Here is a 13,693-nt window from a genome sequence, read left to right on the forward strand (position 1 = left end):
GTGACCGGGCCGTCGGGAGTCCGCGTGGACCTACTTGCTGACGGTGATGTCGTGCGTGTGCACGCCGGGTCCGTCCGGGCTGACGGTGACGTCACCGTTGCCGACCGAGCTCAGCGCACGCAGCGTCCACTTGCCGGGCGCGGCGAAGAAGCGGAAGTCGCCGGTGGGGCTGGCGACGACCTCGGCGGTGAACTCACCGGTCTCGTCGAGCAGCCGCACGAACGCACCCGCGACGGGGCTCCCGGAGTTGTCGGTGACCTGTCCGGTCAGGACGGTCTCCTTCTCGACATCGACGCCCGCGGGCAGCTTCTGTCCCTGCTTGGGTGCAGCACACATGATTACTTACCTTCTCCCAGTTCAACCGGAACGCCGACGAGCGAGCCGTATTCGGTCCAGCTGCCGTCGTAGTTCTTGACGTTCTTGTGGCCCAGCAGCTCCTGCAGAACGAACCAGGTGTGGCTGGAACGCTCGCCGATGCGGCAGTAGGCGATGGTTTCCTTCTCACCGTCGAGTCCGGCGTCCTTGTAGAGCTCGGCGAGTTCGTCGTCGCTGCGGAAGGTGCCGTCCTCGTTGGCGGCCTTGCTCCACGGCACGTTGATGGCACCGGGGATGTGGCCCGGACGCTGGCTCTGCTCCTGCGGCAGGTGGGCAGGGGCGAGGATCTTGCCGGAGAACTCGTCGGGGCTGCGCACGTCGACGAGGTTCTTGGCGCCGATGGCGTCGACGACCTCGTCGCGGAAGGCGCGGATCGAGTTGTCCGGATCGGCGGCCTTGTACTCGGTGGCCGGACGGCTCACGGCATCGGTGGACAGCGGACGGCCGTCGAGCTCCCACTTCTTGCGGCCGCCGTCGAGCAGCTTCACGTCCTGGTGGCCGTAGAGCTTGAAGTACCAGTAGGCGTACGCCGCGAACCAGTTGTTGTTGCCGCCGTAGAGCACGACGGTGTCGTCGTTGGCGATACCGCGCTCGGAGAGCAGCTTGGAGAACTGCTCGCGATCGACGAAGTCACGACGAACCGGATCCTGCAGGTCGGTCTTCCAGTCGAGCTTGACCGCGCCCTCGATGTGGCCGCCGTCGTAGGCGCTGGTGTCCTCGTCGACCTCGACGAACACGACCTTGTCGGTGTGCAGGTTCTGCTCAGCCCAATCGGCGCTGACCAGGACGTCGGAACGTGCCATGGGTGTTTCCTCCCGTAGATGTGGGTATCGGGTGTGGTGGAGATGAACGTGAAACAGCGATGAAGGCGATCGGCGTCGGACGCCGACGAACTTCGGCGGATGATGACGGCGTGATCGGCGGAGAGCCCGGGATCTCGGTGGACGGCGTCGTCATGGGAAACGCGCCTGGACCGGCCGGCATCGAGTGACCGTGCGACTCGGGCGGGACGGGGCCGGCGCGAGCGAGACGATCACATAGTGATGCGACAGCAACAGTCGGCGACTCGACAGAAGTCGATCGCCCGGCGGCGGGTGAGCATGAACTCACGGCGCTGTTGCATGTCCACGAGGGTACAACAGCGAGCGGTGTCCGCCACAAGCGTGTCCCCGGCCCGGCCGTGGTTGCGATCGTCGAGGTCAGAAGCGCGCGGGCAGCAGGTCGCGTGGCCCGGACCCGGCGGTGAGCAGGATGTCGCTGCCCGAGCTGTGCGCTCCGGTCGCCGGCAGGTCCCATGGCATGGGCAGCAGCGGCAGTGTTGCGGTGAAACGCCCGAGCACGGCCGCGCGCCGGGCGGCCTGGTCGGCGCCGACGAGTTCCGGTGCGTCGACGTGCTTTTCGGGGCCGGTGTAGAAGCCCGTCGCCTGCAGGTGCAGCCGGCCGTCGCGCACCGATACCTCGACGGTGACACTGACCCTGGTCCGTGGGCCCGGGTACTCCGAGGCCGACGGTGCGCGCTGCGGGCTCGGCGTCGCACCGGTCGGCGGAGCCGAGGTCGGCGGCAGGGCCACCGATCCGGTCAGCACGATCCCCGAGGTGCGTTCGAGGTTGCCGAATTGGGGTCCGCCGCCGCCGACACGGTCGGGGCCGGCGGGGGTGTTGACGGTGAGGTCCAGGATGCCCAGCATGCGGCCCAGATTCACCGAGTCCAGCCGTGAGTAGGCGGCGATCGAGTCGGTGTGCAGGGTGTCGGCGGGCCCGATGTCGAAGCCGTCGGGGACCCGCAGCGCCCCGAGTGTCGCCCCGAGTTCGGCGAAGCAGGGGCCGGCCGCCGGATACGAGCAGCCCTGCGGGATCGGCACCCCGCGGGCGGTGATCGTGGCGCCGGTGAACTCGCCCGAGGAGGCGTGGGTCAGGAACGGGAAGCCGCCGAGCGTCACCTCAGGCCGGTAGGTGATACCCGGCGCACTCGCGAGGGCCGTCGAGAGGCGATGTTCGCCGCGACTTGCCGCGACGGTGTCGACGATCACCGCGACGGCACCGAGGACGACGACGAGCGCGAGCGTCACCAGAAGCGTGCGTCGGAGCCGATGTCGCGAGGGTGCGGGGGTCGCTGCGTCCGAGGTCACGGCCTCCGAGTCTGCCTTGTTAACAGCCGAGCGTGACATTGCGGTTATTCTGTCATCTGTCGCGCACATGTTGGTAAGGCAGAGTAAACATGCTCTTTCAGGCGCGATCGGTGGATCGCCTCAACGTCGAGGTGGCCGGGAGACGGGGTACGACCATCCCCGAGGCCCCCTGCCTCGGGACGTAAGGTGCGCGAGGCGCGACGAGGAAGATCGGAGAAGGACGTGGATCTCCTGTTGTTGACCGCCGATCCGAACCCGGAGGCGGTATTGCCGTCCCTATCGCTGCTCGCGCACACCGTGCGGGTGGCGCCGACGGAGGTGTCGTCGCTGATGGAGGCGGGTAACGCCGACGTCGCGATCGTCGACGCCCGCACCGACCTGGCTGCGGCCCGCGGACTGTGCCGGCTGCTCGGCAGCACGGGATCGGCGGTGCCGGTGGCCGCGGTGCTCACCGAGGGTGGATTGGTCGCGGTGAATGCGGATTGGGGACTCGACGAGTTCCTGCTGCCCGCAACCGGCCCCGCGGAACTCGACGCCCGCCTGCGCCTGCTCGTCGTGCGCACCCGCGGCGTCAGCGCCGAGGAGGCCTCCGGCAAGGTCACTCTCGGTGAGCTGGTGATCGATGAGGGCACCTACACCGCCCGCCTGCGCGGGCGCCCGCTGGATCTGACCTACAAGGAGTTCGAGCTCCTGAAGTATCTGGCGCAGAACGCCGGTCGTGTCTTCACCCGGGCGCAGTTGCTGCAGGAGGTCTGGGGATACGACTTCTTCGGCGGCACCCGCACCGTCGACGTCCACGTCCGGCGCCTGCGCGCGAAACTCGGCAGCGACCACGAGTCGTTGATCGGCACCGTCCGTAACGTGGGCTACAAGGCCGTGCGCCCGACGCGCGGCCGCTCCGCCTCGGCGGAGACCGCCGACGACGAGACCGCGGACGCGGGAGACGAACTCCCCGGCGAGGACCTCGGCGACATCGGCGACACCCGGATCGATCCCTTCGACGAGGAGTTCAGTGCCCCCTGAGGTCGAGGTCCCCGAGGTTGACGTCATCGAGTCCCTGACGCCCGAGATGGCCGCCCACGCACACCGTCTCGTCGCGGCAGCGACCGCGGCCGACGGGGTGGCGCCACTGTCGGAACAGGCCGTCCTCGCCATCGACGGTGCCGGCGTGGGCGTTCGACACGTCATCAGCGCGGCCGGCTACGCCAACATCGTTGCCGGCCGTGACGACGAGCAGGCGATGATCGAGGCCGTCGTCGATCCTGAACAGCGTCGCAGGGGGCACGGCCGGGCACTCCTCGAAACCGCCTTCACGGCGGCGCGCGAACGTGCCGGCGCCGCCCCCACCTCGGACGCCGTGCGGGCCTGGGCGCACGGCGATCTCCCGGCCGCGCAGGCGTTGGCCGCATCGCTCGGGCTGCAGCGTCGGCGAGAGTTGTTGCAGTTGCGGCGAACCGGTGGAGCCGATGGCCTACCCGCCCTCGACGTCCCCGCCGACATCGAATTGCGCACCTACGCAGGGTCTTCGGATGACGCGGAGATCCTTCGCGTCAACAACGCCGCCTTCGCCTGGCACCCCGAGCAGGGTGGGTGGGCCCCCGAGCAGATCACCGAGCGGGTGGCATCGGACTGGTTCGACCCGGCCGGGTTGTTCCTGGCGTTCGACGCCGCGGCCGGTGCCGGCGAATCAGATCGCCGACCGCTCTTGGGTTTTCACTGGACCAAGACGCAGGGGCCGGGGCTCGGCGAGGTCTACGTCGTCGGTGTCGATCCGGCCGCGCAGGGTCGCGGTCTCGGGCGGCTGCTGACGCTGGCGGGTCTGCACTACTTTGCCGAGCGGGGTGTCGACGAGGTGCTGCTGTACGTGGAGGGTGACAACACCGCGGCGCTGCACACCTATGAGCGATTGGGCTTCACCCGCTACGCCATCGACGTCGCCTATGGGTGAGCCGGCCCCGGCAACAGGTGGTCGTCGTTCGAGCTCTACCGGGGTGACCCGCTTCGGTGTGATTCGGCGGGGTGTGATCCGGTGGAGTGTGATCCATTGGGTGACAACGATTGTCGGCGTGGTGCTGGTCGGTGCGGGCGCCGCCGGGGTGGCCGCCCATCATTCGCCGCTGACCAGCTCGACGGCCAGCCGGATCGCCGCGTTCACGCCGTTGCTGGTGTTGGCCTCGATCGTCGGGTTGGCCGCGCTGCTCGCCGCACGGCGCCGGCTCGGTGCGGTGCTCGCGACCTTCGTGGTGGCGGCCGGCGTGGTGACCCAGGTACCGCTCTACGTCGGCTCGGCGTCGGCGCGGGCCGATGATCTCGTGGTCATGCAGGCCAACATCTACCTCGGCGCCGCCGACACCGACGCGCTGGCCGACACGGTGCGCGCCGAGAAGGTCGACATTCTGACCGTCGTCGAACTCACCGACGCGGCGCTGACGCGCCTACGCTCCTCGACTCTGGCTGCGACGCTGGGGTATTCGTTCACCCACGCCCTGCCCGACGGCCGGGGGATCGGCATCTTCTCCCGGTTCCCCCTCGTCGAGGGTATGGTGCTGGAGCATTTCCGCCTGGGGAACGTGCGCGCGGTGGCCGACATCGACGGCCACGGCCGCCACGCCGTCTACGCACTGCATCCGTTGCCGCCGTGGCCGGAGCCGGCCTGGCGCTGGCAGTCCGAACTCTCCCGACTCTCGTCGATCCTGAACGCGGAGACACTCCCGACGATCGTCGGCGCCGACATGAACTCCACCTGGGATCATCGGCAGTTCCGAGAGTTGTTGCGCGGCCACGGTCCCGACGGATCACCGGGCCTGCTCGACGCCGCCGAACTCACCGGCGCGGGCGCCGCCGCCACGTACCCCGCGAACCGTCGGATACCACCGATGCTGGGGATCGATCACGTCATGACCCGCGGCGGGCCGGTACCGACGTCGCTGCGTACGGTGGACCTACCGGGATCCGATCACCGCGGCGTGGTGGCCACGGTGCGTCTGCGCCGATAGCGGGCCGTCAGGCCACCGCGGGGGTGGCGGGCGCACCGAGCAGCGGCAGCAGGAGATCGGCGGCGATCTCGGCCTCCGCGGCCAGCGGCCAGCCCGACAGAATCCAGATGTCGATACCGGCCTGTGCGGCAACGGTGTTCATCGCGCGGGCCACGTTCTCGGCGCTGCCGACGAAGTACGTTCCGGTGCCCTTGCCGGCGATGTCGAAGGGAGGTTCGGCGGCGGTCCAGGTGGTCAGCCCGGCGGCCATGCTCGGGGCGAACTCGAGTAGGTCGCGCCCGGGGATGCGCCCGGCACGCAGGGCGTCGATACGGCCCTGCACCTGCGGGTCGGGACTGGTGATCTCGTCGAGCCCGGGGAAGCCGAAGCTGCGCAGGTTGCGGTCGGCCGTCGCGAGCACCGTCTCCGGGCGTGTGCGGGACAGCTGATCGGAGAACCGCTCCCACGCCTGCTCGTCGGTCTCGCGCACGATGACGCTGGCGAGCACGCCGAAGCGCAGCGACCGGCCGCTGCCTGCGGCGGCGTCACGGACCCGGGTGAACAGTGTCGACAGGTCCGCAGGTGCCGACATGAACGACAGGTACACGTCGAGGACCTCGGCCGCGTGGGCAATGCCCTCCGGTGATGCGCCGGTTCCCCAGACCTCGATGCCGCCGGGCTGTCGGGGGCCGGGGATCGCGGGCTTGTATCGCGGTCCGTAGGAGAAGAATTCGCCGTCGTAGGCGTCGGTGGCGTCGGCGTAGAGACGTTTGACCTGGGTCCAGTATTCGGCCGAGAGCCGGTACCGCTGCGCCTTCGAGGCGTACTGGCCGTACCGGGCGAGGACGGCGTCGGCACCGTTGACCTGATTGAAGATCAGGCGCCCGCCCGAGTACTGGTCGAAGACCTGTGCCTCCTCGGCGAGCATCGCCGGTGGCTTCACGCCCGGGTACACCGGGATCAGAAAGCGCAGATTCTCGGTCTCGGGGACGAGCGCGATCGGTTCGCGCGCGGTGGTCAGTGCCCCGCCGTAGCCGAACCGGTCGAGGGTGCGGGCCTGATGCCGGATCACCTCGAAGGTGGGTTCGGTCCGCAGCGACGGTTCCCACGGGACGTCACCGTCGGTCGGATTGATGTACCAGAAGACCTCGGGCGCCATGGAAGATGAGGTTAGCCTATCCTGTTTTCGTGGACGCAACCGACACCTCGCCGATCAGCGCGGGGGCGCCGCTTCGGCCGGCCGCGTATCTCTCGAGGATCGGCGTGACCGATGTCGCCGCCGACCCGGCGAACCTCGTCGTCGCGATCGCCACCGCGCAACATCGACGAATCCCGTTCGAGAATCTCGGCATTCACCTCGGGACACCCGTCGAGGTGGACCCGCACGTCATCGTCGACAGGCTCGTCGACGGCCGTCGGGGCGGGATCTGCTACGAACTCAACGGGCTGCTGCTGCTCGCGTTGCGTGCGTTGGGTATCGATGCGGACGTCGTCGGCGCAAGGGTGGAGTCGGCCGCCGGTCTCGGCCCGCCGCTCGGGCACATGGCCGTGCTGGCGCAGGTCGGCGGAGAGCCGTGGCTCGTCGACGTCGGATTCGGTGGCGAGATGGTCTGCCGGCCCATCGACCTGGCCTCGGTCGCCGAACGCCGTATCGAATGCGAGTCGGCGGCCTACCTTCTGGAGCCGTACACGCGGGAACTCGCCGAGTTCGAGGCGATGGCCTGGTGGCACAGCACCTCGCCGCGGTCACGATTCACCGGCTCGCTCATCGCCACCCTGCCCGTCGACGGCGGGCGGGTGAGCATCACCGGCGGCGCCGATGACTATCGGCTGATCGTCACCGACGCGCGGGGAACGCGCACCGAATCCGACCTCGATCACCCTGCGGCGCTCGACGTGTGCCGCCGGGTGCTCGGCCTCGATGTCGACGAGTTACCTTCGCTACCACTCGGTTCCGCGCGCGACCGGTCTCACTCCGGGCGCCACGGGGTGGGGAACGGCAACCCCAGATAGACCTCGCCGAGGGCCTGCTGCTCGGCACGCGAGGCGACCCACCGGGTCAGCTTCGCGTGCCGCAATCCCCAGTCGAACGGGTCGTCGGTGAAGCGGTGCAGCACCGACGTCAGCGTCCAGGAGAAGTTCTGCGCCTGCCAGATCCGCGGCAGCGCGGTGTCGGTGTAGCTCTCGAGGCGGGTGCGGTCACCGTCGCGGTAGAACACCCCGAGGGCATGGGACAGCACGCTCGCGTCCGACACGGCAAGGTTGAGCCCTTTGGCGCCGGTCGGCGGCACGATGTGGGCGGCGTCGCCGAGCAAGAACAGCGAACCGTGCTGCATGCGTTCGGTGACCACGCTGCGCAGCGGTGCGAGGCTGCGGTCGAAGATCTCTCCGGTCTGCAGTTCCGGGTGGTCGTCGGATGCACTGCGCCTGCGTAATTCGGCCCAGATGCGTTCGTGGGGCCAGTCGGCGAGATCGGTGTCGGCCGGCACCTGCAGGTACTGGCGCGTGATGTGTGTGCCGCGCATGCTGTGGACCGACAGTCCGTCGGGGTGGGCGCAGTACATGCCTTCCTCGGTCACCGGGGTGGTTCGGGCCAGGATACCCAGCCATGCAAAGGGATACACGCGTTCGATGGTGCGCACCGACGACGGCAGCCGGGTCCGGGAGACCCCGTGGAAGCCGTCGCAGCCGGCGACGAAGTCGGCGGTCAGGCGATGAGTGCGGCCGTCGACGGTGTAGGTGACCTCGGTGGTGGGGCCGTCCGTCGGGCCGATCTCGACGTCGGCGGCGTCGAACACCAGCGGCAACCCGGCCGCCGTGCGTGCGTCGATGAGGTCGGCGACGATCTCGGCCTGTCCGTAGACGAAGGCGTTGCGCCCGGTCAGTCGGTGGAAGTCGAGGTGGTGTGTGCGGCGGTCGTAGCGCAGGTAGAAACCGTTGTGGCGCAGCGCTTGTACGTGTAGCCGGTCGGCCACGCCGAGTTCGGTCAGGGTGTCGACGGTGGTCTGTTCGATCACGCCGGCGCGAACCCGGGCGCGCACGTGCGCCTCGTCTCGCGCCTCGAGGACGACGGCGTCGATACCCTGACGGTGCAACATCATCGCCAGCGACAAACCCGCCGGGCCGGCACCGATGATCGCGACCTGACAACGTATGAGGGGACTCCTGGGCATGAGGGGACTCCTGGGGTGTGGGTGCCCGGCCGGCACGCGCTCAGGTGAGCGCGACCAGGGCACGGAGACGATCGGGCAGGGCGGCGAGTGCGTCGGCGACCGCGGCCGAGGACACCGCGTCGTCGAAATAGGCTGCGGCCACCGACATCCCGCCTCCGACGAGTGCGGTCGTCACGGTGAGGCCCTGCGGCGTCGGGGGATCGGCGACCGAGAACACCCGCGCCCGCTCGTCGGCCAGCCACGTCCAGCGGTGATCGCGGCCCGGCACGGTACCCACACTCGAATGCAGCAGCGGCACCGGCACATCGGTGAGTACCGCGGGCGGTGGGTCGGCTGTGCGCCGGGAGGACGCGAGCGTCTTGACCGAGGTGATCGCCAGGTTGGCGATGGGCCGCCCCATCCGTGCCGACGCCGTCAGGGCGCGCTGGAGCTCGACCGGATCGCTGCCGGGCGGAACCGCAAATGCCAGTCCGGCAGAGAAATTCGCGAGCGTGTTCCGTGCGCGGGGGAGGTACACGCGGGCGTCGAAGGGGGCGGTGATCGTCGGATGTAGATCGACACCGGCCTCGGTGAGCGCATCGACGAGCGCGACGGTGGTCAGTGCGTACATCCCCACCCCGGGACAGTCACGGTCCCGGGCGGCGCGGACCTCGGCGACCGTGGCCGCGGGGACGTGGGCGAGGGTGGCGCGTGGACGGCGGCCGGTTGCGGCGTCGACACCGCCGACGGTGCCGGAAGGACCGGGTACCGACGCCGCTTCGCCGGTGGTCCGGACTCCTCCGGGCTCGGTCGGCGCCCGACGTAGCAGCCGCGCCAGCGCGACCACGCGGCGTGGGTCGGCGCAGACCGCGGCCGAGGCCAGCGCCAGCGGCGGTGTGCGGTGGCCGAATCGGCGCCACGTCCGGCGATCGTGTGGATCGGTGGACCCGAGGATCACCGAGACGACGACGTTGAGCAGGGTGGCGTCCCCGAGACCGTGATCGAAGTCGATGGCGATGTACTCGTGGCCCAGGACGACGCGCAGGGGCCGATCCGAGCTGCTGCGGACCTCGTCGAGCAGGCGCAGCGGCTCGTCGTCGCCGCCGCTCGCCCGCACCTCGCAACCACCGGCGCGGGGATCGTGGGTCCAGCGTGCACGTGTCGGAGAGGGGTGCAGGCCCACCCGCGTGAACGGGCCGGCCGCGGCCATCGCACGCACTCGCTCGCGAACCTGAGCCACGGACGGGACCTCGACGGGTCCCACGACCAACGCCGAGCGCCGGCGGCTGTGGTGGCGGTCGAGGGCCGCAGTGCGAATGGATCCCTGGGTGATGGTCCCTCGACGGACGGGCCCGCGTGGCATCGCGACCCGAGATGTCGGGAGTGCGGGATCGGGGGTTCGCTGCGTCGCCATGAGAATCGTGACAACTTTACCAAGCCTTACCTAAATTGAGTGCGCCGGGATGGGCTTTGCGCTGGTGCGCACCGGACGGCAACCCGGCATTCACCGCGTGCTCACCCGGGTGGCGGCCGCGGGCCGCGGGCCACGCGTGGCACGTGGCCCGCAGTGTGGGCGTGTCGAGCGCCACAGCGATCCGAAATGGGACGTATCGGTCCAGCTCCGAGGGGTGATTGTCCGATCTGCGCATCCGGTCGGAACGCAAGGTGGCCGGAATCGACATGTCCGAGTCGTCCAATTCATCTTCCGTTCACCTTTCGTCGGGGGACCGTCCATCACTGCCCCATAAAGTCAGCTCGACCGGGCAGGGTCGCATGGCCGGACTGCCGTGTTTTGATGCTGGAGGAACCAGAAGTGAAATTGAGTCGTACAGGTGCTGTTGTCGCCGCCATGGCGGCCAGCTCGGCCCTCATTCTCGGCGCGTGTAGCAGTAACGCGGACAAGGGGACCACCAGCGCGGCACCCGCGTCGGCCGTCGCCAATGTCAAGTGCGAGGGCAAGCAGTCGCTCAAGGCCAGCGGCTCGACCGCCCAGGCCAACGCGATGAAGATCTTCTCCACGTCGTTCGCCAAGACCTGCCCGGGGTTCGAGCTCGCCTACGGTGGCGGTGGCTCGGGCCAGGGTGTCTCCGACTTCACCCAGGGCCTCACCGACTTCGGTGGCTCCGACTCCCCGCTCAAGGGTGACGAGATCAGCAAGGCCGCCGCGCGCTGCACCGGCTCCGAGGCCTGGCAGCTGCCGTTGGTCTTCGGTCCGATCGCGGTCGCCTACAACGTCGACGGGGTCAGCGACCTCGCACTGTCCGGCCCGACGCTGGCCAAGATCTTCAGCGGCGAGGTCAAGACCTGGAACGATCCGGTGATCACCGCCGACAACCCGGGCAAGACCCTGCCGGCGACCCCGATCAGCGTCATCTACCGCGCCGATCAGTCGGGTACGACCGACAACTTCCAGAAGTACCTGACCGCCGCCGGTGGCTGGACCAAGGGTGACGGCAAGACCTTCAACGGTGGTGTCGGCGAGGGCAAGCAGGGCAACCCCGGTGTGGGTTCGGCCGTGAAGCCGACCCCGGGCTCGATCGCCTACGTCGAGTGGGCCTACGCGCAGTCCAACAACCTGTCGATGGCCAAGATCATCACCGATCAGGATCGCAGCGGTGTGGCGTTGACGGCGGAGTCGGGCGGCAAGACCATCGAGTCGGCCACCTTGAAGAACGGCCCGGACAACCACAACATGGTGATCGACACCTCGTCGTTCTACAAGCCCACCACGGCCGGTGCCTACCCGATCGTTCTGGCAACATATTCGATTGTCTGCTCGAAGTACTCCGACACCGCGGTCGGGCAGGGCGTCAAGTCCTTCCTCTCGGTCGCCTCGGCGCCGCAGAATCAAGGGCAGGAACTGATCAACGCGGGTTACATCCCGCTCCCGAGTGACTTCCAGCAGAAGCTGCAGGCCTCGATCAACGCCATTCAGTAACCGGCGCGAACGTCAACGAAACACCTCGAAGTACCCGAACCCTAGGCGATAAGAGTTATGTCAGTGGATGACACCACCGGTACGGGCCGGGGTCATACGGATAATCCGTACGACCCCGGCGCGCAGCCGCCCGAAACGCCCACCCAGTTACCGCCCGAAGAAGAGCGAGAACTCGACGAGCAACTCCACCCGGGCCTGCGTAGCCACCGAGGTGCCACCGGTGACCGCGTCTTCTCCTATCTCGCCCGGGGTACCGGGTTCTTCGTCATCGCCCTGATCGCCGGTATCGGTATCTCACTGATCGTCGATGCCGTACCGGCGATCGCGGCGAACAACGCGAACTTCCTGTTCTCCTCGGAGTGGCAGGTCAGCCAGTCGAACTTCGACGGCAACTCCGTGCGCTTCGGTGTGTGGGAGTTGTTCCGGGCCACCGCATTGTCGTCGGTGTTCGCCCTGGCGCTGGCGACGCCGATCGCCATCGGCATCGCGGTCTTCCTCGTCGAATACGCACCGCGGCAGATCTCCCGGCCGCTCGGTGCGGTCATCGACCTGCTCGCCGCGGTGCCCTCGATCATCTTCGGCCTCTGGGGCATCTACATCCTCGCGCCGTTCATCGCGCCGTTCGCGGAATGGTTGAACAGCTCGCTGGGCTGGTTCTTCCTGTTCTCCTCGGGCAGCACGTCGGTCGCCGGCGGTGGCACCGTCTTCACCGCGGGCATCGTGCTCGCGATCATGATGCTGCCGATCATCACCTCCATCACCCGCGAGGTGCTGCGCCAGACGCCGAGCGGTCAGAAGGAGGCCGCGCTCGCGCTCGGCGCCACCAAGTGGGAGGTCATCCGGATGACCTCCTTCCCCTACGGACGCTCCGGCATGATCGCCGCGTCGATGCTCGCCCTCGGACGCGCACTCGGCGAGACCATCGCGGTGATGATCATCCTGAGTTCGGCCGTCGGCCGTCTCAAGTGGTCGCTGTTCGAGGGCGGTGACACCTTCGCCTCCAAGATCGCCCGCGACGTCGGCGAGTTCGTCGGCAGCCGCGACACCCAGAGTGCGTACATCGCAGCAGGTCTGGTGCTGTTCATCCTCACATTCGTGGTCAATGCGATCGCCCGTTCGGTCGCCGGTGGAAAGGTGAACGGATGACCGTCACGATGGACAAGACACCCGGGGGCGGCCCGATCAAGGCCTCCGGCACGGCCTTTCGCGAGGTCTCGCTGAGCCGGAAACTGCGCAACAATTCGGCGAAGGGCATCTTCATCGGATGCTTCGTCATCGGTGTCATTCCGCTGGTGTGGCTGCTGTGGACGGTCATCTCCAAGGGCGTCGGCGCCATCACCGACCCGAACTGGTGGTTCGGCGACGCCTATGGCATCGACACCACCACCCAGTTCGGGGCGGGCGTCGCGCCGGCCATCATCGGTTCGATCATCCAGGCGCTCGTCGCCGCGATCATCTCGGTGCCGATCGCCGTGCTGACCGCGGTCATGCTCGTGGAGTATCCGACGTCGCGGCTGGTGAAACCGGTCAGCTTCATGGTCGACATCCTCGCCGGAGTGCCGTCGATCGTGGCCACGCTGTTCATCTTCACCGTCTTCGTCATCGGGTTGTCGATGGGGCAGAGCGGCTTCATGGTGAGCCTCGCACTGATCCTGCTGATGATCCCGATCGTCGTGCGCTCCACCGAGGAGATGCTCAAACTCGTTCCCGACGAGCTCCGCGAAGCCTCCTATGCGCTGGGCATCCCCAAGTGGAAGACCATCATGCGCATCGTCATCCCGACCGCGCTGTCGGGCATGCTGTCGGGCATCTTCCTGGCCATCGCCCGCATCATGGGTGAGACCGCGCCGGTGCTGATCCTCGCCGGACCGGCGAGCACGATGGTCAAGACCAACCCGTTCGAGGGCGGTATGAACTCGTTGCCGCTGTTCATCAAGGACATGTGGGCGGCGAGTCAGCCCGCGTCGTCGTTCTACTACTGGGGTGCCGCGCTCACCCTGATCATCATCGTCGCCGTCCTCAACCTGTTCGCAGCCGTGCTCTCGAAGCTGCTGGCCCCCAAGACCAAGTAAGTCCGAGCCGCGCACGCAGTCGAAAGGGGCTGTGTGCCAGGCTCATCCATCG

13 protein-coding genes are annotated in these 13,693 nt (G+C 68.3%); 7 read left to right on the forward strand and 6 right to left on the reverse strand.

Annotated features, from left to right (window positions below; all coding sequences use genetic code 11):
• Positions 1-30: 30 nt before the first annotated feature.
• The 3 genes from GOPIP_RS03350 to GOPIP_RS03365 form a co-directional block, all read right to left on the reverse strand.
• Positions 31-336, reverse strand: coding sequence for a DUF1416 domain-containing protein (locus tag GOPIP_RS03350; RefSeq protein ID WP_006368137.1), 306 nt, complete (start codon positions 334-336; stop codon positions 31-33).
• A gap of 2 nt (positions 337-338) precedes the next feature.
• A complete protein-coding gene (locus tag GOPIP_RS03355) occupies positions 339-1,178 on the reverse strand; it encodes a sulfurtransferase (RefSeq protein ID WP_006368138.1) in 840 nt (279 codons plus the stop codon).
• Positions 1,179-1,574: 396 nt separating this feature from the next.
• Positions 1,575-2,543 carry an LmeA family phospholipid-binding protein gene (locus tag GOPIP_RS03365; RefSeq protein ID WP_006368139.1) on the reverse strand — a complete coding sequence of 323 codons (969 nt, stop codon included), beginning with the start codon at positions 2,541-2,543 and terminating at the stop codon, positions 1,575-1,577.
• Positions 2,544-2,726: 183 nt separating this feature from the next.
• On the opposite strand from GOPIP_RS03365, the gene GOPIP_RS03370 reads away from it, so the two are divergent.
• The 3 genes from GOPIP_RS03370 (at position 2,727) to GOPIP_RS03380 (ending at position 5,500) form a co-directional block, all read left to right on the forward strand.
• Positions 2,727-3,527 carry a winged helix-turn-helix transcriptional regulator gene (locus GOPIP_RS03370; protein ID WP_006368140.1) on the forward strand — a complete coding sequence of 267 codons (801 nt, stop codon included), beginning with the start codon at positions 2,727-2,729 and terminating at the stop codon, positions 3,525-3,527.
• Entirely contained in the window at positions 3,517-4,452 is a 936-nt protein-coding gene (gene mshD / locus GOPIP_RS03375; RefSeq protein ID WP_006368141.1) for a mycothiol synthase, read from the forward strand. The genes GOPIP_RS03370 and mshD overlap by 11 nt, the downstream gene beginning before the upstream one ends.
• 100 nt (positions 4,453-4,552) lie before the next feature.
• Positions 4,553-5,500, forward strand: a complete 948-nt coding sequence (locus GOPIP_RS03380; RefSeq protein WP_006368142.1) for an endonuclease/exonuclease/phosphatase family protein — start codon at positions 4,553-4,555, stop codon at positions 5,498-5,500.
• Positions 5,501-5,507: 7 nt separating this feature from the next.
• Here GOPIP_RS03380 and GOPIP_RS03385 read toward each other — a convergent pair whose 3' ends face one another.
• Entirely contained in the window at positions 5,508-6,638 is a 1,131-nt protein-coding gene (locus GOPIP_RS03385; protein ID WP_006368143.1) for an LLM class flavin-dependent oxidoreductase, read from the reverse strand.
• Between the two features lie 29 nt (positions 6,639-6,667).
• Here GOPIP_RS03385 and GOPIP_RS03390 point away from each other — a divergent pair, with 29 nt between their 5' ends.
• Positions 6,668-7,492 (forward strand): arylamine N-acetyltransferase family protein, encoded by an 825-nt coding sequence (locus tag GOPIP_RS03390; RefSeq protein WP_006368144.1) that lies wholly within the window; start codon positions 6,668-6,670, stop codon positions 7,490-7,492.
• Here GOPIP_RS03390 and GOPIP_RS03395 read toward each other — a convergent pair.
• Together GOPIP_RS03395 and GOPIP_RS03400 are read right to left on the reverse strand one after the other, a co-directional pair.
• The gene (locus GOPIP_RS03395) at positions 7,450-8,652 is read right to left on the reverse strand and encodes a 4-hydroxybenzoate 3-monooxygenase (protein WP_006368145.1); all 1,203 of its coding nucleotides are present in this window, start codon (positions 8,650-8,652) and stop codon (positions 7,450-7,452) included. The genes GOPIP_RS03390 and GOPIP_RS03395 overlap by 43 nt on opposite strands.
• Before the next feature lie 40 nt (positions 8,653-8,692).
• Positions 8,693-9,871, reverse strand: coding sequence for a hypothetical protein (locus tag GOPIP_RS03400; RefSeq protein WP_244421106.1), 1,179 nt, complete (start codon positions 9,869-9,871; stop codon positions 8,693-8,695).
• A gap of 573 nt (positions 9,872-10,444) precedes the next feature.
• Between GOPIP_RS03400 and pstS the strand changes: the two genes are divergently transcribed.
• From pstS to pstA, 3 genes are read left to right on the forward strand one after another with little or no spacing between them, the layout of a single operon-like run.
• The gene (pstS, locus tag GOPIP_RS03405; protein WP_014361334.1) at positions 10,445-11,569 is read left to right on the forward strand and encodes a phosphate ABC transporter substrate-binding protein PstS; all 1,125 of its coding nucleotides are present in this window, start codon (positions 10,445-10,447) and stop codon (positions 11,567-11,569) included.
• A 57-nt stretch (positions 11,570-11,626) separates the two neighbouring features.
• Complete coding sequence (gene pstC / locus GOPIP_RS03410) at positions 11,627-12,715, forward strand: phosphate ABC transporter permease subunit PstC (protein ID WP_006368149.1); 1,089 nt, start codon at positions 11,627-11,629, stop codon at positions 12,713-12,715.
• The gene (gene pstA / locus GOPIP_RS03415; protein WP_006368150.1) at positions 12,712-13,641 is read left to right on the forward strand and encodes a phosphate ABC transporter permease PstA; all 930 of its coding nucleotides are present in this window, start codon (positions 12,712-12,714) and stop codon (positions 13,639-13,641) included. The genes pstC and pstA overlap by 4 nt, the downstream gene beginning before the upstream one ends.
• Positions 13,642-13,693: the final 52 nt, after the last annotated feature.

Source organism: Gordonia polyisoprenivorans NBRC 16320 = JCM 10675 (assembly GCF_000241325.1).
Taxonomy (GTDB): Bacteria; Actinomycetota; Actinomycetes; order Mycobacteriales; family Mycobacteriaceae; genus Gordonia; species Gordonia polyisoprenivorans.

Bases quoted from the DNA above. Each gene is read 5' to 3' on its own strand.
- GOPIP_RS03385 (WP_006368143.1), bottom strand. From the start codon at position 6,638: ATGGCGCCCGAGGTCTTCTGGTACATCAATCCGACCGACGGTGACGTC.
- GOPIP_RS03355 (WP_006368138.1), bottom strand. From the start codon at position 1,178: ATGGCACGTTCCGACGTCCTGGTCAGCGCCGATTGGGCTGAGCAGAAC.
- GOPIP_RS03365 (WP_006368139.1), bottom strand. From the start codon at position 2,543: ATGTCACGCTCGGCTGTTAACAAGGCAGACTCGGAGGCCGTGACCTCG.
- pstA (WP_006368150.1), top strand. From the start codon at position 12,712: ATGACCGTCACGATGGACAAGACACCCGGGGGCGGCCCGATCAAGGCC.
- pstC (WP_006368149.1), top strand. From the start codon at position 11,627: ATGTCAGTGGATGACACCACCGGTACGGGCCGGGGTCATACGGATAAT.
- GOPIP_RS03350 (WP_006368137.1), bottom strand. From the start codon at position 336: ATGTGTGCTGCACCCAAGCAGGGACAGAAGCTGCCCGCGGGCGTCGAT.
- GOPIP_RS03395 (WP_006368145.1), bottom strand. From the start codon at position 8,652: ATGCCCAGGAGTCCCCTCATACGTTGTCAGGTCGCGATCATCGGTGCC.